The organism is Paenibacillus sp. FSL K6-1096 (genome assembly GCF_037977055.1).
Classification (GTDB): Bacteria; Bacillota; Bacilli; order Paenibacillales; family Paenibacillaceae; genus Paenibacillus_AQ.
The window spans coordinates 7,042,144-7,065,633 of sequence record NZ_CP150274.1 but is presented as its reverse complement, the minus strand read 5'-3'; the positions used below and the strand labels follow the sequence as shown (position 1 = coordinate 7,065,633).

The 23,490-nt window shown below is 53.6% G+C and carries 17 protein-coding genes; 4 read left to right on the top strand and 13 right to left on the bottom strand.

Annotation, left to right across the window (positions count from 1 at the left end; all coding sequences use genetic code 11):
- Positions 1–18 precede the first annotated feature (18 nt).
- Positions 19–966 carry a hypothetical protein gene (locus MHI24_RS31010; protein WP_340023402.1) on the top strand — a complete coding sequence of 316 codons (948 nt, stop codon included), beginning with the start codon at positions 19–21 and terminating at the stop codon, positions 964–966.
- Positions 967–1,007: 41 nt separating this feature from the next.
- On the top strand, positions 1,008–1,412 hold the full coding sequence (locus tag MHI24_RS31005; protein WP_340023401.1) for a hypothetical protein: 405 nt from the start codon (positions 1,008–1,010) through the stop codon (positions 1,410–1,412).
- A 74-nt stretch (positions 1,413–1,486) separates the two neighbouring features.
- Here the strand turns inward: MHI24_RS31005 and MHI24_RS31000 are convergent, their stop codons facing one another.
- The 10 genes from MHI24_RS31000 to MHI24_RS30955 all read right to left on the bottom strand — a co-directional run bounded on the left by MHI24_RS31000 (position 1,487) and on the right by MHI24_RS30955 (position 18,454).
- Positions 1,487–2,005, bottom strand: coding sequence for a GNAT family N-acetyltransferase (locus tag MHI24_RS31000; RefSeq protein WP_340023400.1), 519 nt, complete (start codon positions 2,003–2,005; stop codon positions 1,487–1,489).
- Positions 2,002–5,073 (bottom strand): ATP-binding protein, encoded by a 3,072-nt coding sequence (locus MHI24_RS30995; RefSeq protein WP_340026846.1) that lies wholly within the window; start codon positions 5,071–5,073, stop codon positions 2,002–2,004. The genes MHI24_RS31000 and MHI24_RS30995 overlap by 4 nt, the downstream gene beginning before the upstream one ends.
- Before the next feature lie 275 nt (positions 5,074–5,348).
- Positions 5,349–6,833 (bottom strand): TPM domain-containing protein, encoded by a 1,485-nt coding sequence (locus MHI24_RS30990; RefSeq protein WP_340023399.1) that lies wholly within the window; start codon positions 6,831–6,833, stop codon positions 5,349–5,351.
- Between the two features lie 126 nt (positions 6,834–6,959).
- Positions 6,960–7,790, bottom strand: a complete 831-nt coding sequence (locus tag MHI24_RS30985; protein WP_340023398.1) for an aldo/keto reductase — start codon at positions 7,788–7,790, stop codon at positions 6,960–6,962.
- A gap of 39 nt (positions 7,791–7,829) precedes the next feature.
- On the bottom strand, positions 7,830–12,317 hold the full coding sequence (locus tag MHI24_RS30980) for a hypothetical protein (protein WP_340023397.1): 4,488 nt from the start codon (positions 12,315–12,317) through the stop codon (positions 7,830–7,832).
- Positions 12,304–13,062 carry a DUF6063 family protein gene (locus MHI24_RS30975; RefSeq protein WP_340023396.1) on the bottom strand — a complete coding sequence of 253 codons (759 nt, stop codon included), beginning with the start codon at positions 13,060–13,062 and terminating at the stop codon, positions 12,304–12,306. The genes MHI24_RS30980 and MHI24_RS30975 overlap by 14 nt, the downstream gene beginning before the upstream one ends.
- Before the next feature lies 1 nt (position 13,063).
- The gene (locus tag MHI24_RS30970; protein ID WP_340023395.1) at positions 13,064–14,626 is read right to left on the bottom strand and encodes a hypothetical protein; all 1,563 of its coding nucleotides are present in this window, start codon (positions 14,624–14,626) and stop codon (positions 13,064–13,066) included.
- A gap of 116 nt (positions 14,627–14,742) precedes the next feature.
- Positions 14,743–15,339 carry a GNAT family protein gene (locus MHI24_RS30965; protein ID WP_340023394.1) on the bottom strand — a complete coding sequence of 199 codons (597 nt, stop codon included), beginning with the start codon at positions 15,337–15,339 and terminating at the stop codon, positions 14,743–14,745.
- A 67-nt stretch (positions 15,340–15,406) separates the two neighbouring features.
- Positions 15,407–17,320 carry a threonine--tRNA ligase gene (gene thrS, locus MHI24_RS30960; protein ID WP_340023392.1) on the bottom strand — a complete coding sequence of 638 codons (1,914 nt, stop codon included), beginning with the start codon at positions 17,318–17,320 and terminating at the stop codon, positions 15,407–15,409.
- Positions 17,321–17,776: 456 nt separating this feature from the next.
- Complete coding sequence (locus tag MHI24_RS30955; protein WP_340023391.1) at positions 17,777–18,454, bottom strand: HAD family hydrolase; 678 nt, start codon at positions 18,452–18,454, stop codon at positions 17,777–17,779.
- Between the two features lie 121 nt (positions 18,455–18,575).
- Here MHI24_RS30955 and MHI24_RS30950 point away from each other — a divergent pair, with 121 nt between their 5' ends.
- Entirely contained in the window at positions 18,576–18,998 is a 423-nt protein-coding gene (locus MHI24_RS30950; RefSeq protein ID WP_340023390.1) for an NUDIX pyrophosphatase, read from the top strand.
- A 68-nt stretch (positions 18,999–19,066) separates the two neighbouring features.
- Positions 19,067–20,122 (top strand): hypothetical protein, encoded by a 1,056-nt coding sequence (locus MHI24_RS30945; RefSeq protein ID WP_340023389.1) that lies wholly within the window; start codon positions 19,067–19,069, stop codon positions 20,120–20,122.
- Here the strand turns inward: MHI24_RS30945 and MHI24_RS30940 are convergent.
- The 3 genes from MHI24_RS30940 to MHI24_RS30930 all read right to left on the bottom strand — a co-directional run bounded on the left by MHI24_RS30940 (position 20,103) and on the right by MHI24_RS30930 (position 23,469).
- Positions 20,103–21,473 (bottom strand): glycoside hydrolase family 64 protein, encoded by a 1,371-nt coding sequence (locus MHI24_RS30940; protein WP_340023388.1) that lies wholly within the window; start codon positions 21,471–21,473, stop codon positions 20,103–20,105. The genes MHI24_RS30945 and MHI24_RS30940 overlap by 20 nt on opposite strands.
- A 338-nt stretch (positions 21,474–21,811) precedes the next feature.
- Complete coding sequence (msrA, locus tag MHI24_RS30935; RefSeq protein WP_340023387.1) at positions 21,812–22,330, bottom strand: peptide-methionine (S)-S-oxide reductase MsrA; 519 nt, start codon at positions 22,328–22,330, stop codon at positions 21,812–21,814.
- 83 nt (positions 22,331–22,413) lie between these two features.
- Complete coding sequence (locus tag MHI24_RS30930) at positions 22,414–23,469, bottom strand: Gfo/Idh/MocA family oxidoreductase (RefSeq protein WP_340023386.1); 1,056 nt, start codon at positions 23,467–23,469, stop codon at positions 22,414–22,416.
- Between the last annotated feature and the right edge of the window lie 21 nt (positions 23,470–23,490).

Sequence of the window (23,490 nt, the reverse complement as noted above, 5' to 3'; positions counted from 1 at the left end):
CCATAGGAGGACAACGGCATGAAACAGCAGTTCATCACAGCGTTGGAAGAGAACGATCTGGAAGGGGTCCGGCAAGTGCCCAAAGGCGATCTGCACAACCATATCACCCGGGGTGGCAACAAACGCTACATTACAGCCTGGTGCGGTACAGCAATACCGGAATGTCCCACCTTTACGGATCTTGGGGAGATGAACCGGTGGAATGCCCGCCACATCAAGCCTTTACTGCCCGGGCGGAGCGGTTATGAGAAGCGGATTGAGGCAGCTTTTGTCCAAGCGAAGACAGACGGGGTTCAATTACTGCATATGAGTGTGACCATAGGAGAAGAAGAGTGGTTCGATGGCTCTATAGCAGCACTGATTCAGACGATCCAGAGCATCCACCGGCGGTTTGCGCCAGAGCTTCATTTTGTCCCGGAGCTTGCCTTCCTCACCCATACGCCGATCCAAGCAACCTGTGAGAAGCTGGAACAATATCTGGAGCATAATTATTTCAAATCCCTCGACATCTTCGGAGATGAGCTTGCTGTTCCCGGGTTTAAACGGGTGTTCCGCATGGCGAAGGACAAGGGGCTGATTCTAAAAGCGCATGTTGGAGAGTTTGGGACATCCGATCTGGTGAAGCAGGCGGTAGAGGAACTGGAGCTAGATCAGGTGCAGCACGGAATTGCAGCCGCGGATTCTCCAGAGATCATGAACTGGCTGGCGGATCATCGCATCCAACTGAACGTGTGCCCCACAAGCAATTTGATGCTCTCCCGGGTGGCCAGTTATTCGTCACATCCGATCCGCAAACTTTACGATTATGGCGTTAAGGTCACGCTGAACAGCGATGATATGATTATTTTTGACCAGAGTGTGTCAGATGAGTTCATCAATCTGTACCAGGCCGGATTGTTCAGCGCTGAAGAGTTGAATACGATCCGGGAGAATGCGTTGACAGACACAAACAGGAAATACAGTTAGATGCCGTACATACTAAGTTAGGAAAAGGAGCTGATCTATATATGAAACGTGCTTTTGCGTGGCTGCTGCCATTAGTCATTGTCGTTCTAATCGCTGGTTGTTCCTTCGCCTCCAGCAATGATCAACCGCCCGCGAATAAAAACATCGTCGCTTATGAAGATGTGATCCGGTCCCTGAAGAAGCTTAAATTACAGCCCGAAGAAAGCTCCGAAAAATCTAATCTGGTCCTCAACGGGGTTGAGCCGAAGACGCTTGAGCTGAACAACGGAAATATCATGGTAATTTATGTGTACGATTCTGCTGATGCTGCTGTAAAGGCACATAGTGAATACAATGAAAAATCGGCCCTAATCGATTACGTGGTAGCCCCCAGAACCAGTCCCGTGAAAAATCTGTTCGTGGTTTACTTTGACAACCAATATTACGATTTCCTGCAAAGCTTGTAACGGTGGCACCCCATACCAAAACAGCGGCCGCCCGGACCCAAACGCCCTGACTGCCGCTGTATTAAGAATAACATCTAGCGCTGCCTTGATTTCACCAAAAATAAAGTAAGCTCATCATCCACCCACACCTGGCTTCCGGGAACCACGGGCTGGTTATCGTACATGAGTCCCCGCCCATCCGGGATATAACCCCGTTTGACGTACAGCCTTTGGGCCGTACCGTAGCTGTCATATAGTCCGAATCCGATGCCGACCGAATCATACCTGGCGAATACTTCAGCCTCAAGCGCCTCCATTAACACACTGCCAATGCCGCATTTGCGCAAAGGGGGAACCACATCGAGATTCTGAATCTCGGGAATACGCTTCTCCGCAAAATAAGGATAGCTGGACGCATACACGACATGTCCCCAGCCGGCAAACTCACTTCCCTGCCAAGCGATAAGGGTGAGGCGCTGTTCTTCTTGCTCATTTTCTCGCCAGCACTGTTCAATATAGCTTAGTGGTTTGCTGACATCATGCGGGGCCAGGCCCTCATGTATTCTTGCAATGTCTTCGGAGCGCATCCGGCGGACGGTGATAGATAGCTTCATAATTTTTTACTCCCTTCTTCCCTTTTTAGCGGAACTTGAAATGTTACTGCTGTTCCTTCATCCGGCGTGCTTAGGATATTAAGGCCCGTCCCGAAATGCCTTTTAAGGCGCTGATCCGTGTTGATTAATCCGACGCCGGAACTACTGTCTGGATTTCTCTCCAGTATTCGTTGCAACTGTAACTCATTCATTCCATCCCCGTCATCCTCAACAGTAATCTCTGCATGCGTCTTCATAACTGTGATTCGTATCTGAATGCTGCCCCCGCGCTTACGCTTCATGATTCCATGTTTAATGGCATTCTCAACAAGAGGCTGAATGGAGAGAAACGGGACTCTAAGGCTTCCATAATCATCCATTTTCCAAATAACCTGCAGCCTATCTTCATACCGGACCTGTTCAATATACAAATAAGAACGCACTAAACTTAATTCCTCTTCAACCGGAACAAGACTGTCCATGTTGTGAAATTTAAATTTATTACGCAAATAATTAGTGAACTCATCAAGCAAATCACGCATCTTATCCAGATTAATATCGCTCAACGCTGATATAGCATTCAAGGCATTAAACAAAAAATGAGGCTGAATTTGCGCTTGCAGCCATCCTGCCTCTAACCGCAGCTGCTCCCGGATTGATTGTTTAATTGTAATTAGCGCCTTTATTCTCAATTTAAGTTCTATTGCCTCCACCGGCTTCGTTACATAATCATTTGCTCCAGCCTGATAACCGCTTTGAATATCCTGCGGCTGGCTTCGTGCCGTAAGCAGCAGCACTGGAAGCTCTGTGAAGGTGTACTGCTCACGAATTCTTCGTGTCAGTTCATACCCGGACATCATTGGCATCATAATATCGGAGATGACCAGATCCCATTCCTGCGTATTCAGCACAGCCAACGCATGTTTGGCACTCGTTGTCGTTGTTACAGCATAGTCGTCTGGCGGCAGGATGGCTTCAAGCACTTGAAGATTCACGGGATCATCGTCAATAATTAACAGCGCCGGGTGGTTCGAAACCATCCGGGTCATGTCCACAGGAAGTTGTTCCTGAGCGTTCACAACATCTAGTGGCAAGACTTCACGGGATTTCGTTATCGCACTCTCCGCCTGCGGATCAGCCAGTTTTAAGGAGAATATCAATTGTGTTCCCTCTCCTTGAACAGATTTTGCCTCTAATGTTCCACCGTGAAGCTCAACCAATTGTTTGCTTATGCTCAATCCCAGCCCAAAGCCGCCTTCAATCATAGTCTCTTTGGTGTTGGCTTGCTCATATGGAAGGAAAACGCGTTTAAGCATGTATTCATCCATTCCGATTCCAGTATCCGCAATAACGATATATGCCCGGCCTGCCTGTTGATAAGCAGAAATTGAAATAACTCCTTCATTTGTATATTTCACAGCATTATGAATTAAATTGAAGACGATTTGAATGATCCGGTTCTCGTCCGCATGAACAGGCGGGAAGTCTTCTGGAATCAGATTGGTAATGGTTATAGACTTTGCTTCCGCATTTACTTGCAGCATATCGATGACTCCTGTGACGATCGGCTGAATGGGTATAACTTGCAGGTGAATACGGGGATTTCCTTCCCGCAAGCTCATTACATCCATTAAATCGTTTAAAATCAAGTTCAAGCGGCGTCCTACTGAATAGATAGTTTCAAGTTCTTTAATGCTTCTGTCCTGCATAACAGCCCCTTCCCTCCTCTGAATGGATTGCGCCAGGTTGAGGATGCTATGAAGCGGATTTCTGAATTCATGTGAGGTATTCGCCAGGAATTGATCTTTATGATCATTCATTCTTTGCAAGGCTGTTGCAAGCTCGTTCGTGTTCTTATACATATTGAAATAATTTTTGAACCATACGGAGGCCAAGCATCCCATTGAAATCACCAGGTCGAACGGATAAAATACAATGCTATACCCTTTCTCCCGCCAGAAAAGCATCCAAATCACATGATGAATTAATGCCAGAATAGAGAATAATAATAGTAAATTCCCTCTCATGTCCTTGACCACTGTTCTGCAGATTGCAATGATGGCAATAACTACTGCGATCCCTACTAGCAGATTGATCAGTGGAAAGATTGCGGTTAATTGATCCGTACTCAATAATAACGTGGCACCTGCGGTCCCCAGGATCAAGATTCTGAACACAGGATAAATCCTGTTCCACACGGCGATTTCACGATGATTGGTACATTCCAGCAAGGCATAGCTTCCAATCATATAAGCCGCATTCGATATCCAAAAATCCCAATATTCTCCTATATAAATGATTTGATGGAAAAGCTTCTCATCACTGCTTAATGTGCTGCTCAGAGTCAACAAGAATGTCAACAAAGAGAAATACAGCAGCTTTTTCTGCTTGCTGCCCAGCAGGTATAATATAAACGCATAAGCAGAGTGAATCAGAAAGATAACCGATGTAAGCACCTGCATTGAGACCGAAATCTTAATCTCTTGAGCAATGGCTCTTTCTGACCCGAACTTAACGGAACGGACAATGCCGCCGCTCCGGCTATCCACATAATTGGATGCCTGAATCACGAGGTCAATAACACCATCTTCATCTGCTGTAAAAGACGTATAATAGGGAAGATTCCTGGCATTAGAGCCTTCTTTCGAATCTGCTACCTTCCCGGAATTAGCCACTAACCGGCCGTTTATGTATACTTCTGATGCAGTGCGTATGCTTGGCAGACGAATGCTATAGTTCAGTTTCTGTTCCGGGTTCACATAGATCCGCAAGCGGTACGAGCCGAACCCGTATGGCGTCGACGTCCCCGCATGCATCGCATCATTCCATCCTCCCGGGACTTGAATCAAGCTTGGCTCATCCACCCCCTGCTTTTTTCCATCCTGAAGCCATTGGGAAGGATAGAATTCCCATTCTCCGTCAAGCAAAACAATCTTCCCGTCCTCCGCATTCCAATCACGCAAATGGAGTTCCCCATTGTTTAAAGGCTCATGTTGTAAATCACCAAATAACCCCATCCACAATATACGCAAACCTGATAGAGCCGCTAATAATACTCCCGCCAATATAAAGAAGTTCTTCAATTTCATTTGCTGCTTCAAAGAATGATTGTCCAAGAGTTTCTCTCTCCCACTCATATTCTTCTTTCTTTAGCTATCGGCTTATCTTACTTCATTGCTTAGGATGTAGGGCACTGCTGGAAAGCCGCCTCATTATTCGGCAATTCAAATAAACCCGCAGAAGACTGTTTATCCATCATTGCGCCCAAAGTGTAAGCAGGCTTGCGCCTATGTTGAGCAAGATGCAAAAAACAGACTGCTGCGGGTTGTCACTCAAGAACTTGGCCGTTATTTGTAGGGTTACATCACCGGTGTCTGCCGACACCGCCGCCGCTGCTTGCGCTGCCGCCACCGCCGGAGTTGCCATCATCGTCATCGTCATATGATGATGAATACCGCCCGGCTCCGCCGCCGGACGAATATCCGCCTCCGCCGCTATTCCGGTCATCGTCATCGTCGTCACGGGAAGAATAGCGACCCGCTCCGCCGCCGCTGGAGGAACCGCCGCCACCGGAGTTGGTACCCCAGAAGCTGGATGATGAACTGCTGCCCGAAGACGAATGATTATGCTGATGCGGCCGCCGGTACGTCCTTCTCTGCCTGTAGCCATATCCCGGCTGGCCTGTCCAGACGCCGTAGCGCCGGATATTACGCGGGCTATGCGGGTTCAGCCGTATCCCGTAACGGGCTACATAACGGTTGCGTTTAGCTGCGCCGGCGCTGATCAGAACGATAACACCCAGGAAAATCCCCACGACCAGCATCCCTGCGGATCTGGAGACCGGCTCCATCTTCACGGTTGCAGTCGTCTTGGCAGGTGAAGAGGCTGCAGCTGCAGAAGCTGCGGGCTTACTGCCTCCAGCCGCTGACTGGTAGGCATCCGCTCTGGCCAGAAAGAAGCTGTAGAATGCGTTCGCCGTTCCGGTTGCGCCGCCGGCGTAATCTTTGGCCGCGAATTTGGGCTCCAGCACCTCATCCAGAATCTCGCTGATCCGCTCATTGGTAAGTACGTTGTCCACTGACTTGCCCTGAAGCACATGATAATTGTCTCCGCCGATATCCAGCACCAGCATCACATCCCTGGGTCCGGCGGCTACTCCGGCGAACTTCGTGTAGGTGTAATCCTGCAGGCTCTGTTTGCCGGAATTCTTAACCGTCACCACATAGATGCCGCTGCCGGTGGTTGCCGCGTAACGGTTGCTTGCCTGGTTCAGATAATCCCGGGTAACCTGCTTGAACACTCCGGCATTATCGGAGACGTAATTCTTCGTGCCCAGCGTTTCCGAATAGATGCCGCCGAGCTTCTGGATGAAGGCACCGTAGGTTTTGTTCGCACCGGCGCTATACTTCTTAGCAGCGAAATCAGGCTCCAGCGAAGCCGAGAGAATCCCGGAGATCACGCTGTTGCTCAGTTCTTCCTTCAGCCCTTTGCCCTGCACTGCCCAGTAATCATCATCCTTGATGGAGAGCAGCAGCAGGACTCCGTTATTCTTATCCGCCGAGCCGACTCCCCAGGAATTGAACAGCGAGGTGGCATACTTCTCCATGGACACGCCATTCGTAGAGTCCACAGTGACCAGCACCACCTGCGCCCCCGTCTTCTGATACAGCTTCACACCGTAATTGACCATATAATTCTCTGTTTTGGCATCGATGACATTCGCGAAGTCATTCACATAGAAGGCTTCCGAATGGGCAGGCACCGCAGCAGCGGCCTTACCCGGAAGTAGTGGCAGCAATAGAACGAGCAGCATGGCGGCCAGCACAGTTTGTATTCTTTTACGATTCATTCATACCCCTCCGGCTCTCTTAACTCTTCTCTTACTATATCGGTTACGCACAGGATGGCTTATACGTTCCATCTCTCTTATGTGTATGGTCCGAATCTAGTAATTATTCAAAAGAGTTGCCAGAGCTTACTCGTTATTGAACCGGTCCGGATGGGACCCAAACCGCTCATCGCGGTTCAGCGCATTGATCTGGCTGATCTCCTCCGCCGACAGCTCGAAGTCAAAAATATCCGCATTGGCGATAATCCGCTCTTCCTTGATCGACTTCGGAATCGTCACGATGCCGTTCTGGATATCCCAGCGCAGGATGGTCTGGGCCACTGTCTTGTTGTGGCGGGCCGCGATACCGGCGATGACCTCATTGTCCAGCAGACGGCCCTGGGCCAGCGGCGCCCAGGCTTCAATCTGGATGCCCTGCGTCTGGCAGTATTCACGAAGCTCCAGCTGGCTGAGCAGCGGATGCAGCTCCACCTGGTTCACCATCGGCTTCACCTTAGCCACCGTCAGCAGATCCTCCAGATGATCAATCTGGAAGTTGGACACCCCGATCGCCCGCACTCTGCCGTCAGCATACAGCTTCTCCAGAGCACGCCACGTATCCTTGTACTTGGCCCGGATCGGCCAGTGCACCAGATACAGGTCAGCATAATCCAGTCCCAGCCTGCTTAAGCTCTGATCAAACGCAGCCAGCGTGGAATCATACCCCTGCTCGTTATTCCACACCTTGGTGGTGATGAACAGCTCTTCACGCGCGACCCCGGATTCACGGATGGCCTGCCCTACTCCCTCTTCATTGCCGTAGACTGAGGCGGTGTCAATGCTTCTGTACCCGGCCTTGATCGCTGCCTTCACCGAATCAATGACCTCCTGGCCCTCCTGAACCTTGAATACGCCCAGGCCAAACCATGGCATTTCTACACCGTTTGCTAATTTGGTTGTTGACTTCAGATTCATCATTCTCACAATCCCACCTGTCATTAGATTTGGTATTGCTGCCTAGAATAACGTAGCGGGGGCCAGCTTGCGGCCGCCTTTGATCAGGGTTGAACCGAGCGCATCTCCCTTATCCCCGCCAAAATACAGCTGCCAGTACACACCGAAACGGACGCTCACATCATTCTTCACCAGCTCCGGCGGCGTCACGATCAGCCACTGGAACTTCAGCGCCTTCGAGATTTCGAAGACCGGATCAAGCACGTTATTGGAGACCATCTCGCCGAACGGATTGTCATACAGGAACACCGTCCAGCCTTTGTTCTCGCGGTTCACCCGCTTGTGGGTCATAATCATCATCGCGACCAGCAGCTGGACAGACTGGCGCTGTCCGCCGCTGCCCACCGCCTCATCCACTGCCCCGCGGTTGATAACCTCCCAGTCGGAATAATGATAATCCTCAGGGGCGGCATACAGGAAGTAATTCTCCGTCACCGGCTTATAGACCTGCAATACCGGGAAACGGTTTTGCAATGCCGCATAGACCATACGTCCATCGTTGATCAGCTCACGGACAGCGGACGGCGGAACCTGCTCCATCTTCGGATATTTCTCCAGCAGGCTGCTGATGCAGCGGTTGAAATAGTCGCTGACCAGCGGCTCGATATCCTCGGTTGTTCTTGGCACATTAATATTCTTATAGTTCAGCCGGACCAGCGGGAAGGCGTGCCCATTCTCATTATGAATGATCATCCGGCGTTCCATCCGTTTGAGAATATCGACAATCTGCACCACCCGCTTCGCTGCCCGGCCCACCCAGAGCTTGCGGGACAGCTCCATATCCTCCTTGTCGCTGCGGATGCTCTCAATCTGGTCGCGGGAGCTCTGAAGCATCGCATCCAGCACCTGGAGTGCGATAGTAAAGTCCTCCCAATGCACGTTGTTCAGGCGTTCCAGAAGCTTGGTCTCAAGCTCCGCATTCCAGCCGGACTTGGCGATTCTGCCGCTGAGTGCGGTCCGCTCCTCCTTCACCTGGCGCAGGATATCTTCACGCCGGCTGCGGGCGGCCTTGCTGCGCTGCAGCCAGTCCTCAACCAGCGGCTCGCAGCTCTCCCTTACACGGAGCTGCAATTCCTCCGGCACCTCGCGGAGCTGGACGCGGCGCTCGACATGGGTATCCATAATCCGGCTCTGATTGCCGAGCACCTGCAGCCACCCATCCATCACATGCAGCGACTGCTTGCAGGCATTCAGCAGATGCTCGTTCTCGCGGGACCGCAGGCTGATCTCTTCACCCTTCGGTCCCAGCGGCACATGCCAGAGCTCAACCGCCCGTTCATGCTTCTCCTTGACTGCCTTCTCCGCTTTGACAAGCTCCTTGCGCAGGTTCTCAAGCTCGGTCTGGCAGCGGATGAAGGAATCGCGGAGCTGCTGGAGATCCTCATCCAGCATGCCCGTGTCGCTCTTCTGCCGGACTCTGGCCAACTGGATCGTCTCCGGTGAATCCTCCGGCTCAGGAGCAGAGGCCCATGCTGCATCGACCTGCTGTACAGCCGTTTCCAGCTCGGCCAGCTGTTCTCTCGCCGCCTTGATCTGGGCGGTTCGCGTGCGAATCTCCAGCTCGTTCTGGCTTAGGGACTGCTGTAGACTCTCAACGGTGCTGAGCAGCTGCAGCAGCTTGTCCTGTGCCGCCGCATCCGGTGCTGCTTCTTCCGGTGCCGCATCCGGCGTATCCGCTGCTCCATCCGGGAAGCGGATCTCCGGGAACCAGTTCTGCAGCCGCGGGAACAAGGAATAGCGGGCATCCCCAATCCATTTCTCCCGCTGCACAGCCAGGCTGTCCATCTCTGCCTTCAGCCGGGCAAGCTGCTGGTCCTTGGCCTCGATTTCCTTGCCCAGTGTAGTCTTCAGCTCCACGGCCTGCTGCTTCTCCTGGTAATCCTGCTCCTGCTTCCGGCTCCGTTCCGTCCACTCCCGCAGCGCCGCCGCCCGGCTCTCCTGCTCCGCCTGATCCGCTTCGCAGGCAGCCAGATCTCTGGAAATTCCAGCCAGAACCTCCTCATAGCGTGCCTGTTCCGCATTCATTTCATTCAATTGGCCCCGCAGCTCCTGAAGCAGGGCCTCCAGCGTCTTTTGTCTGGCCCGCAGACTGACGGTATGCTCGCCCTGAAGCAGGCGCTCCACTTCCTGGCGGGCCGATCTTAGCTTAGCCAGATAGGCTTCCTCTGCCTGAAGCTCTTCCTCCTGCTCCCGCAGCCTGGAGGCCATCCCCCGCTTCCATTCCTGGAAGCGGTCGGGTTGAAGCACCATCTGCGGTCCCTGATGAGCCAGCAGCAGGAAGCTGTCCGCTCCGGCTTCGGCCATCTCCTCGCGGACGAAGATCGGGACCGGCGCTTTGAGCAGCAGCTCCTGAAGCAGCTCCGGCTGCAGCTTCGCCGCCTCGCGTCTGGTGACAATCAGCCCGTAGGGAAGCAGCGGATGACGCTCCAGCTCCTCCTCACGCACGAGATAAGACTGGTCGTTCAGATACATGCTACCCGTCATGGAGCTAATCTTCAACGCTTCGAGGGCATCCTTCACGAGCATAATGTCATGATTGGGCAGCCAGTATTCTTCCTGCTGCAGCTCAACATCCAGCTGCTGCTGATAGTAATCCCGCCGCAGCCGCTTCGTCTGCTGCTCTGCTTCATCAATCCGGCGGATGAACCGCTCCTGTATCAGCGGCTGTGCTTCATGCAGCGCAGCCATCCCGAGCTGCTGATGTTCTTCATACATTTCCAGCAGAACAACCAGCTGCGACCAGAGCTGCGATTCCTTATTCATCTGCGCCTCCAGCCGAGCGGACAGCTCCTCCGCCTGGGCTTCCGCCCCGAGCAGCTTCTCCGTCACGCGCGTGTGTGCCGTATGCAGCAGCTGCTTCTGATCCTGAGCGGATGTGCGCTGCGCCTGGAGCGCGGCAATATTCTCCGCAAGGCTGCGGGCTGCCAGCAGCGTGCGCTGAAGTGCTGCCGCCGGCGAATGAGCCGCCTCCTGGCCGTGGCGGGCGGCGAAGGCGCCCAGCTCTTCCGTATATTTCCGGATCGCTGCGGTGTATTCCTGGAGCTTGCCCTCTAGCTTGCCCTGCTCTACCAGCAATTCCTCACGGCCCTTGCGCAGCACCTTCTCCTCTGCAGCCTGGGCCTGCTGCTGCCCGCTGAAGTACCGGTGCTGATTCTGCCATAACCGGCTGACCTGCTCCCACTGCTGCCGCAGCTCCTGCTTAGCGCCCTGAATGACCTCCTGGCGCTCTTTCATTTCGAGCGACCCTTCGATCGCTTCGATCTCCTTCTGCCATTGCCCGATCTGGCGGAGCTGCAAACGGCGTCTGGCCAGATAATGGGCGACCTCTAGCTCTATCTCTCTGGCCTTCGATGCGTCCAGCCGCTGCTTGGCCCGGGACTGATTATCTGAGACCACCTTGAACTCTTCCTGCTTGCGGTCATGCTCCTCCTTCAGCCGCAGATAGTTCAGATTGTCACTCTCGAACCGGAGCTGCTTCGCCTCCTGAATATATCCGGCCAGCTCATCCGCAGTCTTGCGGCGCTTGTCCTCCGCGCTCTTCTGCTCGGCATGGATTACAGTCGACAGCTGCGCCCCGAGCAGCTCCGTCTCGCGGAAGCTGCGGTCGGCCTCTGTTCCCTGCTTCACCGCCTCATAGAGCTTTGCTGCCAGCGAAGTGAATTCAGCGAACGCGCGCTCCCGCTGCTCCAGCATCGGCAAGCGCTGCGCCACCGTAGCGGTATCAACAAACATACGCTGGAGCGAGCCTTCATCCTCACGCATCGTGCCGTACAGGCTGGAGCCGATCTCAGGAATAATTAACCGCTCGAACAGATGGTGATTGGTGAAGGCGTCATTTTTCTGAAAATAGCCCTTGATGCCGCCTTCCTCCCCGTTGATTCTGCGCATATTGCGCCATTCATCGATATGAATATCATGATCGGCCAGGAAGGCATAATACTTCTTCAGATCCGAGCTGTGGCTGCCGTAGACGTTGATGTCACTACGCCGTTCGCGGACGAACTGCTGGATCGCCTCGAAGCTGGCCGGGCTGCCCGTTCCTTGGTCATACAGCGGCAGTGTGCCCAGGTTAAGCTCAGCATGCTCCCCGTATTTCAGCAGCGCATACAGCAGATAATCCACCTTAATCTCCAACTGGTCGACGGATTGCTGGGCCGTCATCGCGATTCCGGTAGTGATATATTCGGTCCGCTCCGCATCATCCAGCCGCCATTCTATGGCTACGTGGAAGGTGTAGGGCTTCAGCTGCTTCTTGTGATTATGGAAAAAAGCCTCCACCTGGTTCTCATTATCCTTGCCCCACGCCGCTCTGGGCATCAGCAGCTGGAAGATAGATTGCAGCAGCACGCCCTTCCCCCCGCCGTTCATCAGGGTGATCAAGGTATTGGCCGGGCCTTCCTCATTGCACAGATCAAGAATCATATCCTCGTAGCGCTTCAGCATTTTCTCATATTTCAGTCCCGCGATGCGGATTCGTTCAATGCGCGGCATGGGCTTCCCCCTCCTGTCCGCTGAGTGTGCGCCCGACCAGCGCCTTCAGCTCTTTGTAGCGGTCCACATCATGGTAGAGATAACGCATCCGTTCGTACAGCTCTTCCCGGGGGAAAATCCGCTTCTCATTCTCGGAGATGAACACCAGATGCTCCTCCTCCAGCAGCTTCATCCCTTCATGGATCAGCCCGATGCGTGAACCGGCACCCCGGGTCAGCGAATCGCCTTCCTCCTGGCTCCGGGTCTGCATATAGAGGCTGGTCCAGATCCGGTGCATGGCCTGGATATCCAGCCGCCACTGCTTGCTGAAGCTGCCGTCATCATCCATCCCGATCCAGGCCTGGAACAGCGCCGACACCTGATCGGATAATTGTATGTATGACATACTGTCCTGGCCGGGCTTGAAATGCTGCTCATCCTGATCCATCTCAGCCAGGAATACCAGGATAATCACGTTAATGATATGCAGATGCGTCTTCCGTTCAATCCGCGAATATTTATTCCGCAGCTGGGTGAAGTTGCTGGCGAACCCGGAGCCGATCGGACTGACCAGCAGGTGCAGGCGATGTCCGGAATTCATCACCCGGCAGCCCGCTTCTTTGGCTACATACTGCAAGGCGTCATAAGCCGCCGTGTCCTGCAGGCATTCAGCAGCAGTGGGGTCATCCAGCGGAATCACCTTCCGGCGCAGCAGGTCGAAGAACAGCCGCGAAGCCATCTGCACTTGCTCTAGCGAATAACTCATCTCAGGGCTCCTCTCTTTTCTCTTCTATAGTAATGGTATAAGGGCTGATCTCAAGTCCCGGAAAGCGTGTATGGCCCTGCTGCCCCGGCCGGATCGTTGTACGCAGCCGCCGGCCGCGCAGCACCTCAAGCTCTGGGTGGTCCGCCATTAACCGCTGAAGCAGCTTCTGGCATTCATCTGTACCGCCCTGGCCCGCCGCTTCCGGCTCCTGAACGGTAATGACGGTATGGAAGAATTGCACCCACAAGTCCACAGCATGAGGCGACTCGGCCCACCTCCGCTGTTCTTCCTCCGTGAAGGCTTCGGCTATGAAGGTGAAGCTGCCTTGCGCAGCTACTCCGGCCATAACCGGCAGCCACAGCTCACATACCTCGGTCCACGGAATGCCTCTGGGAACATACTGGTAGTCCTCTTCTTCCCCGGGTTCCTCCGGCGTATCCGGCATATCCTCCGGCAGGAAGCCGACATCCTGCTCCTCCCAGGCCCAGGCCAGCGGATAGATGAAGTCCTGCGCAGGGGAGAACAGCCCGCTGATCAGAGTCTCCAGGCTATCTCCGTCCTCCAGCCCTTCCTGCTTCACCCACTCCTCCCAGACATGGGTACGGAAGTTAAAGCCTGCCGCCCCCCAGAACAATTCCGGGAAGTTCAGCCGCAGATTCGTCTCCGCTTCGAAGATGCTCAGCACCACCTCCGCCAGTTCATCATGAACTCTGCGGGACAGCTCCACCCGCTCGGAGAGCTGGCGCAGCTCATTGAAGTCGATGACATCCTTCTCATCGTTAGCCAGCCGGGCCAGTGAACGGTGAATGTTATCGAAGTGCTTGCGCTCCTCATCGAACTGCTGGTGAATTTCCTCCAGCCGCCCATGCCGCTGCGTGCCGTATTCACTGAAGATATGCTTCGGATTACGGCGCAGCGCGTTGCGGTATTCCTGCTGCTGCTGGGTCATTTTGCGCACACGGGAGATCAATTCGTTCACATCCTGCATCGCCCGGGTCACCCGTCCGTGCTTGATATGCATCTGAATCTCCAGCAGCTTAATGCTGATCTGGAACTCATCAATGATCTCATGACTCATGAAGATTAGCTCCATCGCATATTCGGAGAGCCGGTAGATCGTGGTCCCGTTCTCCTCCCAGCTGATGCGTGTGGCATCCTCGTCCACGGTAAAATATTTATATTTCTGCACCCCGATCTCACGGGTAAGATCATCATAATAATTCGCCTCGAAATCCCCGCCGCTGCCGCTCCACAGCAGCCCGTCCACCAGCCGTTCCACCGACTCCGGGCTGCCCAGCCCGGCGATGCCGAAGCGTTCAAGCGAATTCCAGGCCAGATCAACCAGATCCTCCCGTGACCTCTGCTCACTCGATTCCAGCTCCAGATAATAGACCTGCAGCAGCACGCTGAGCGCAATCATTTCTTTATAGGGCTGAAGCTCGCCGAGATTCATCCCCGCCCCCAGGCTCCATAAGGGATTCAGCCGCTTATTCCGTTCACCAAAATCATTCCAGTTCATCCGCTCGCCAACCTCGCCATCACTTCGTGATTTCCCCCCAAACAATACAGAAACCCACCTCCACCCAGAAGGGTGAAGTATGGGCAGCACATTCCCACAGGAGGGGAACTTATGTTTCTATCCTCATGTCTTTCTATTATACCAATGTTTCACAGCTACGGCTATTTGTATTTCTCATTCAGCAAATATTGCAGCCGGGCCTTCACCGCAGGCCACTCCTCATCGGTTATACTGTATACGACATTGTCCAGCACTGTACCGTCAGGTGTCACACGGTGCTTGCGGAGCACCCCTTCCCGGACTGCGCCAATCCGCTCAATCGCCCGCTGCGAGCGCAGATTGTTACTGACAATGGAGAATTCCACCCGGATCAGATTCAGCACACCGAAGCCATATTCCAGCAAAAGCAGCTTCGATTCCGTATTCACCGCCGTTCTCCAGAATGCCGGCGCAACCCAGGTACAGCCGATCTCCGCGCCCCGGTGCGTACGGTCCAGATGCATCATCCGCGTAGTCCCTATGATTCGGCCGGAGGCCTGCTCTACCATCACATAGGGGATATCCTTGCCTGATGCCTGATTCGCCAGGGCCATATCCACCAGCTGTGCGGCCTGTTCTTCGGAGCTGATCTTTCTCCAGGTATACTCCCAGATCCGCGGATCATTCAGCACCTGCGTAAGCTCCGGCTTATGCTCCGCCGTCAGGGGCTCAAGCCGGATTACGCTGCCCGCAAGCTGTCCTGTGTCTATTGCTGTCAACTGAGTTCCTCCTAGTATATCTGCTTACTTGCTATCTATTATATCTCTCTATTATATATGAAGCGATTTATTTCCACCCGTTGATCTGCTCCTGCATCCGCTGGACAAGCTCTTCTACACTCAGCGATTGCAGTGCATCCTCTGCACGGCTTCTCACCGAGACTGTCCCGCCACTCTGCTCCTGATCTCCAAGCACCAGCATATAAGGGATTTTCTCCAGCTGCGCTTCACGGATTCTGTAGCCCAGCTTCTCATTCCGCGAATCCACCTCTACCCGAAGTCCGGCTAACGCCAACTGGCGTCTAACCTCTTCGGCATAACCGTCATGAACGGCAGAGACTGGCAGCACCTTAACCTGCACGGGGGCCAGCCACAACGGAAATGCCCCGCTATAGTGCTCTGTAAGAATACCCATGAACCGGTCAATCGAGCCGAATACGGCGCGGTGGATCACGACCGGACGGTGCTTGTTGTTATCTTCCCCGATGTAAGTCAGGTCGAACTTCTCCGGCATCTGGAAATCCAGTTGAATCGTGCCGCATTGCCAGCTCCGCTTCAGAGCATCGAGGATATGGAAATCAATCTTTGGCCCGTAAAAAGCTCCATCTCCCTCATTCACCCGGAACTCGATGCCATTGTTCTTCAGCACTCGCTCCAGCGATTGCTCCGCCTGATCCCACAGCTCTTCGGAACCCATATAATCCTCCGGGCGAGTAGACAGCTCAACCTTGTATTCGAAGCCGAAGATGGAATAGAAACGGTCAATCAGCTCCAGCACCCGCGAGATCTCGGCTTCAATCTGCTCCGGCAGCACGAACAGGTGGGCGTCATCCTGGCAGAAGGTACGGACCCGCATCATCCCGTTCAGCGCGCCGGAGAACTCATGGCGGTGTACCTGGCCGTATTCGGCAATCCGGATCGGCAGGTCCCGGTAGGAGCGGAGGCTGTTTTTGTAAATCAGCATGTGTCCGGGGCAGTTCATTGGCTTGAGCGCAAAATCTGTTTCGTCCACCTTAGTGAAATACATCTCGTCCTTGTAATGATCCCAATGCCCGGATTGCTCCCACAGCCGCCGGTTCATCATCAGCGGGGAGCGGACCTCCTCGTATCCGTCGGCACGCTGCAGCTTGCGGGAGAAGTCCTCCAGCGCTGTACGGATCATCATGCCTTTGGGCAGATAGAACGGCATTCCCGGTGCTTCCTCGGAGAACATGAACAGTCCAAGCTCCTTGCCCAGCTTGCGGTGATCCCGCTTCTTCGCTTCCTCCAGCATGAGCAGGTGCTCCTCCAGCGCTGCCTTGCTTAGGAATGCAGTACCGTAAATGCGCTGAAGCACCTGATTGTCCGAATTGCCGCGCCAGTAAGCTCCGGCGACACTCAGCAGCTTGAACGCTTTGATCCGTCCAGTCGAAGCCAGATGCGGCCCCCGGCACAGGTCAGTGAATTCGCCCTGCTCGTACAGGCTGATAACCTCAGCCTCCGGCAGATCCCGGATCAGCTCCAGCTTAAGCGGTTCTTCCAGTTGCGCGAATAGCTCCACCGCTTCCTCACGGCTGACCACCCGGCGCTGAATCGGGAGATTCTCCTTGATGATCTTCTCCATCTCCTGCTCAATGGCAGCAAGGTCCTCGGAGGATAGCGGCTGGGCAATATCGATATCGTAATAGAATCCGTCCTCGATGACCGGTCCGATGCCCAGCTTGACGTTACGGTCCCCGTAGATCCGTTTGACCGCCTGGGCCAACAGATGGGCTGAGCTGTGCCGGTGAATCATCAGACCGTCACTGCTGTCTTCCACAATGATTTCAACGAGGCTGTCCCGTTCTACCGGGCAGTCGAGATCAACGAGCCTGCCGTCGATTTTGCCGGCTATGGCTTTCTTCTTCAGACTGACACTAATGGACTCCGCAACCTGCGCAATCGTGGTGTTACGCGAATACCTCCTAATTGCTCCATCCGGCAGCTGCACTTGAATCTCCATGTTTATGGCCTCCATTTCTTCAGTATAGGTTAGTGTATAGGGACGCAAAAAAACGCATCTCTTCCCGGAAAGGGACGAGTGCGTCTTAGCTCGTGGTTCCACCCTACTTCGACTATACCTTCACTAAGACCCCGGCTGTTCGGCGGACAGGTGACAAGTACAATCCTCATGGCATCCGTTAACGGGGATGGGACGGTGGCATTTACAGCCTCGCTAACAGCAGGAGGGTTCAGTGTCACGGCTATAGAGGGGTAACATCCGGCTGGTCTCTGTAAGAAGCTCTCACCTTGCACTTCTCTCTCTGGTCAGTCCTCACGGGATATCATGTCTCTGGTCATTGCCTTGGGTATGATGTTGGTTACATAATACCTGCGCCTTTTGCCAAATGTCAATACCTCAGCAAAAAATTAGACTGCAAGTTATTGACAGGCGCTTACAGGGTAACCGCTTAACCTCTTACCTGTTCAGCTCATTCTGCTGCAACCGCACGATGATATCCCCCACTTCCTCCACCGTATGCGCAATAGTGTCTGCTCCGGCAGCCGACAGCTCCTCCTCTGAGCCATAGCCGAACAGGACTCCCATGGAGGCTACGACGCAGGCTTTTGCCCCGATAATGTCATGCTCCCGGTCCCCGATCATCAGCGCTTGTGCAGCAGGTACATTACACTCGTCCAGCACATGCTGAATCACCTCGCGCTTCTTCGAGCGTGTGCCGTCCAGATTACTGCCCGCCGCATAGGTGAAGTAGCCGTCCAGCTCATAATGGCGGAGGATCTGCTCGGCAAATACGATCGGCTTGGAGGTCGCCACGTACAGAGTAAATCCCTTGTCCCTCAAGCTCTCCAGCAGCGCCGGAATGCCGGGAATGACCTGGTTCTCGAACATCCCCAGCGTCCGGTAACGCTCCCGGTAGTATTCCACAGCTTGCGCCGCAGCCTCCGGAGTGAAGCCCTGAATCTCTACGAATGAATCGAATAGCGGCGGGCCTATGTACGGTGTCAGCAGGTCAGGATGCTCCACCTCAATGCTGAATTGGTTAAGCGCATACTCTACGCTTTTGGTAATGCCTTCCTTAGGGTCAGTTAATGTGCCGTCGAGATCAAACAAAATATGCTGCAAGCCGTCCTTCATCTCTCGCGGATTCTCCCTTCCTGTGCAATTGCTATCCATCATACCCTGGTTTCTGTTTATTTTCCATAGGCTTGTCTTTTTACATTTCTCAGTAGAATAATTCTGAAATGAGGTGAATCTGATGGCTACAAGAGTAAATGTACAAGGCTTTGTCTACTGTAATCACCCAACTCTGCAAATTCTGGTCCTGAAGCGCACCCCGCAGCGTGGAGGCTATTGGCAGCCGGTATGCGGAGGCGTGGAGAATGGCGAAGCGCACACAGACGCTGCCCTGCGGGAGATTGCAGAAGAGACAGGAATTACCGTGATTAAGTCTCTAACAGATCTGAACTATACCTTTACCTACAGAGAGACCAAGAATGGTGTGCTAATGGATATGCAGGACTATTGTTATGCTGCTGAAATCGGACATCCAGTGGGTATAGATTTGTCCGTTGAGCACGAAGACTACCGGTGGCTCTCCTGTGCTGAGGCACAGGAATATCTGAAATGGGAGCATAACCTGATCGCACTTGAACGGTTGATGCAGCTTCTGCGGAATTAATTTTTTTATTCCCAATCTATTCCTAAAGATGCTATAATCCAAACAATTCGAGGACTAGGAGGAATAGGATGATACTGCTGAATCCCGCCAAAATACTCGTAGGTGACTACCGCTACGCCCCAAGGAACAACGATGGGCCGCAGGTTATTTTATATGACAAAGAGTGCAGAGTATACCGCCTGGATACGGACCTGCTGCCTCAAGAAGCGGGGCGGATTTATAACGGTCAATCTGTTCAATTGGATACGCTCTCATTCAATCCCGCACTGGAGCAGGCAGCGTTCATTATGGAGGATGGTACACTTGGAGCAGGAGACTTTACGGGCAAGCTGCTGTGGAGTAAGCCGGGGGCGTTTGTCTGTGTTCTTTTCTCGCGTGATGGGAGTCTGATCTGGTCTGTAGCCAAACTGGACGGGGATCGGATGCAAATGTCGGTGTTTCATAGCGGAGACGGGACGTTGGCTCATACCTTAGACCTGGAAGATCCCTTCGGTGACAGTGTTCTGCGGCTGATGGACATTCCCGGGTCGGATGCTGTAACGCTGGAGTTCGCGGCTGGTCAGGACGGTATATCGGTGTATGAATTATCCATTCAGCAGGACGGGCTGTGTAGCCGGGAGATGTTCCCGCAGGGATGTTATATTGCACCGGCGTGGCAGCCTGACGGCAATCAATTATTCACTTTAGAGAATGATATGCAGGTGTACGCCAGCTTCACTTATCCAGCCTTGGAATTGCTTCAAGAACAGGGCCCGCATGACGGAGAGTACGAAGACGAATACGAGGAAGAGGCTAACTATCCGGGATATGGAATGCTCTATCTTCAGAACGGTCTGACCATCACGCAAAATACGAACGAGCGCTTCTTCCTGTTTGACCCGGCGAAGATGGAGCGTATTGATGAGTGGGCTTTTGCCGGATATGAACCGGTGGCTGCGAGTGTCGTCTTCCCTTCTCTGGATGATGATCCCACGCAATATTCACAGCTTCAATCATGCGCAAGAGCCGGTAGTCTGCTAATGTTCAGAACCGGCTCTCTGCACGATATCCCTCATCTGCTGATCATTGAGGAAGCTGCATTTCTGGAAACTATCGGCTCTGTGCTTACCAGCCCACGCGGATAATCAGGCCCTTAGGGTTACCGACTTCCAGATAAGCTGCCTGGCCGTTGACATCATCATACGGGAAGCCGTAAGCCAGTCCGCTGATGCTGTGGTCATGCCAGAATTTCGCGTAGAAGTTCGCAGGAGCCGCTTTGTAGTAATCCGCAACATTGTTCCAGTTACTTAAGGTGTACACATGGCGGTTGATCGCAGCGGAAGTGGCAGCATCGATCAGCGAACCGTCATTGCGCAGAATATCCTGGGTGCTGTAGCTGGAATAGCCTGCGAAGTAATTCGCGTTGGCTCCACCGGCTTTGAATGATCCATGAACTGGAGCAATAATCCGGTATGGCGCCTGATCGGTTGCCAGCGATTTGAAGGCGGACGGCACTTCATTCTGGTATTTGGTGAACAGGCCGGCCCGGGTCTCCGACTCCAGCTCGCCTACCGTCTTGTCATATCCGCCGGACAAGGCGACCAGCCGATGCTGAATCGGGAAGCCAAAAGCATCTACACGCGTTGTATTGCCATGATAGCCTGTAGCATCCACTGTGAATTCAACGAAGTCGAAATAGAGATTGCGGTTAGGATCGGTCGGATTATCGATATCCGGTCCGGCGAAGCCGTCATCGTAGGTCTTGATGTACAGCGGAGTGCCTACACTGAGGAACATGCGGCCGGAGGTGATTTTGGGCAGCGTGACCCAGGAAGCCTGATTAATGGTGTGATAGATATTGGCATAATTGACACCGCTCTTGGTCAAATGGCCGGAGGCGTCATTCAGCGCATTCGAGATCGGAATCAGATTGCCATTCAGGTCCAGATAACTCCATTTGCCGTTAGCAGGGTTAATACCGAGGACGCCCCAGTAGATCTGAGAGTCGGAATAAGCGCCGTTCGTTCCGTTCATGACCTTAACGGAGACGGAGCCGGAAGGCGGTGTCGGGATCGAAGAGGCCGCGATGGAATAGATGGAGCCTGTTGAGCCGGAAGGCGGAGTAGTCGGTGCCGTTGTAGGGGCAGTTCCCGCCGTATAGTTGAACCATCCCGTGTCATAGGCCGGAGTACCGTTGTTATAGGTGAAGGAGTAAGAGAGGGTTGTGCCGCTTGAAATTCCTGTAACCACCTGTTCATAACGCGCTTTGCTGTTGTTATACGTCATCCGGTAGTTAAGCTGGGTTCCCGAATTGACCTTGTAATGGACATCCGTCCAACTGGTGTTGACCGAGGATTTGAACCAGATGGTGGCTGAGGTGCCCGACAGGTCTACCCCATGAGTATAGTCGGCTGCTGCTGCTTTGGAATTGAATAAGGGCAGGCAGGAGAGCAGAAGCACGAAGGCGAGCATGGTCATTAGCCATTTTTTGGACATTCTAAGATTCCTCCTGAATCATATTGGTCTTGCTGAACTTCCCTTCAACCGCAGGAGCTATAGATCGTTCTGCATTTCGCTAAGCAGCTTATATCGGTACCCTGTCCCCTCCTCTATTCACCGGATTTAGAACTGGAATTGCCAATGCTTGTATCCGTTTACAAATTTGATTATAGAGGCCTGTTTACCGATTTAGTAGGCGCAGATTTTCGGTTTTAGGTTCCCATTTTTTGGTTTTGGTCATTATTGCTCTCTAGGGGTGCTGCAAAAATAGCAAAAAGCCCGCAATTCCCAGATGCAGGGTAACTACGGGCTTTATCAAACAGATTTTCACAGCTCTACTTGTGCCAGTACTGTGTAATGAACGTATCGCGGCCGGACTGCTCGCGGTCCTCTTTATAGTGCTTCGGATTCTTCTTATGGTAATCCTGATGATAGTCTTCTGCCGGATAGAATACCGGCGCAGGCAGAATCTCCGTCACCACCGGCTGCTCGAACCGGCCGCTTGCCGCCACCTGCTCGCGGGAGGCCAATGCCGCCAGCCTTTGCTCTTCCGTATAATAGAACACCGCTGTGCGGTATTGCGTGCCACGGTCCTGGAACTGCCCGCCGTCATCCGTCGGATCAATCTGCGGCCAGAATAGCGCAAGCAGCTGTTCATAAGGGAACAGCTCCGGGTCATACGTGATCTGAACCACTTCATAATGACCGGTGGTTCCTGTCTTAACCTGCTCATAAGTGGGATTCTCTACCGTTCCTCCGGCATACCCCGATACGATTCCGTGAATACCCGGAAGCTCCTCGAATGGTGTAACCATGCACCAGAAGCAGCCTCCGGCAAACATTGCCTGTTCCATAACCTTACTCCCTCTCCCTGTATCGCTCCGCAGAGCGTGTATCACACATGTAATACTGAAGATAAGGGGTAAAGTCCGGAAAGTCAATGCAAGTGGCTGAACCCGTGACTGGCCATAGGAGCCTTTCCCTGCTGGACAGGCTTCCGGCTGTACGAGGACTGGTAGATGGCTGCAATCAGCTCCAGAGTTTTGATCCCCTCCGTACCGTCAATCCAGAACCTGCGTCCGTCCCGGATATGCGCATAGAAATCCTGAATCAACCGCGAATGCCCGGTTCCCCAGTAGGCTTTGCCGCCTGTGCTGCTGCCCTGCGGCCCGCAGAGCACCGTCTCCTGCCCGTCCTGCCACAGATACAGACTCTCCCGGCGCTGCTGGAGTGTGCCCAGCTCGAACACCAGCTCCAGCTCGACAGGCGAATTGGTCTGATACGCATTGGTCCCGTAGAACAGTCCCCGGGCACCGCTGCTGAAGTTGATGCACGCATGGGCGGTGTCCTCCACCTCAATCACCTCATCCAGCACATCGGTTGTGACACTGCCCTTGACCGAAGCAATCCCGCCGCCGAACCATTGCAGCAGATCCAGGGTGTGAATGGTCTGATTGATCAGCACCCCTCCGCCTTCTGTCGCCCAGCGTCCTCTCCAGCTGCTGCCGGTATAGTAATCTGCATCGCGGGTCCAGGTGACCACTCCCTTCATGCAGAGCAGCTTGCCCAGGCTCCCGGATTCGATTATTTCCTTCATCCGCACTGAAGGTTCGTTATATCGGTTCTGAAAAACAACTCCAAGCTGTCCCGCCGCATGCTCCGCTGCTGCCCGCATCTGCCGCGCGGAAGGTACATCCAGCGCCATCGGCTTCTCGGTTAACACATGCTTGCCTGCCTTCAGCAGCTCCATTGCCATCTCCGCATGCAAGTGGTGCGGCGTGCATAAATGCACTATGTCAATATCCTTCCGCTCCAGCAGCTGCCTGTAATCTGTCAATCCCTCACACCCGTAATCCTGTGCAGACTGCCGGGCCTGAACGGGATCAATGTCCGCTACGGCAACCAGCCGTGCACCCTCTATGGAAGCAATCGCTCTGGCATGAAGCGGTGCAATCGCTCCGCAGCCGATAATGGCTGCCCCAGTGCTGTTCATGATATCCACCTTCCTGCTGTC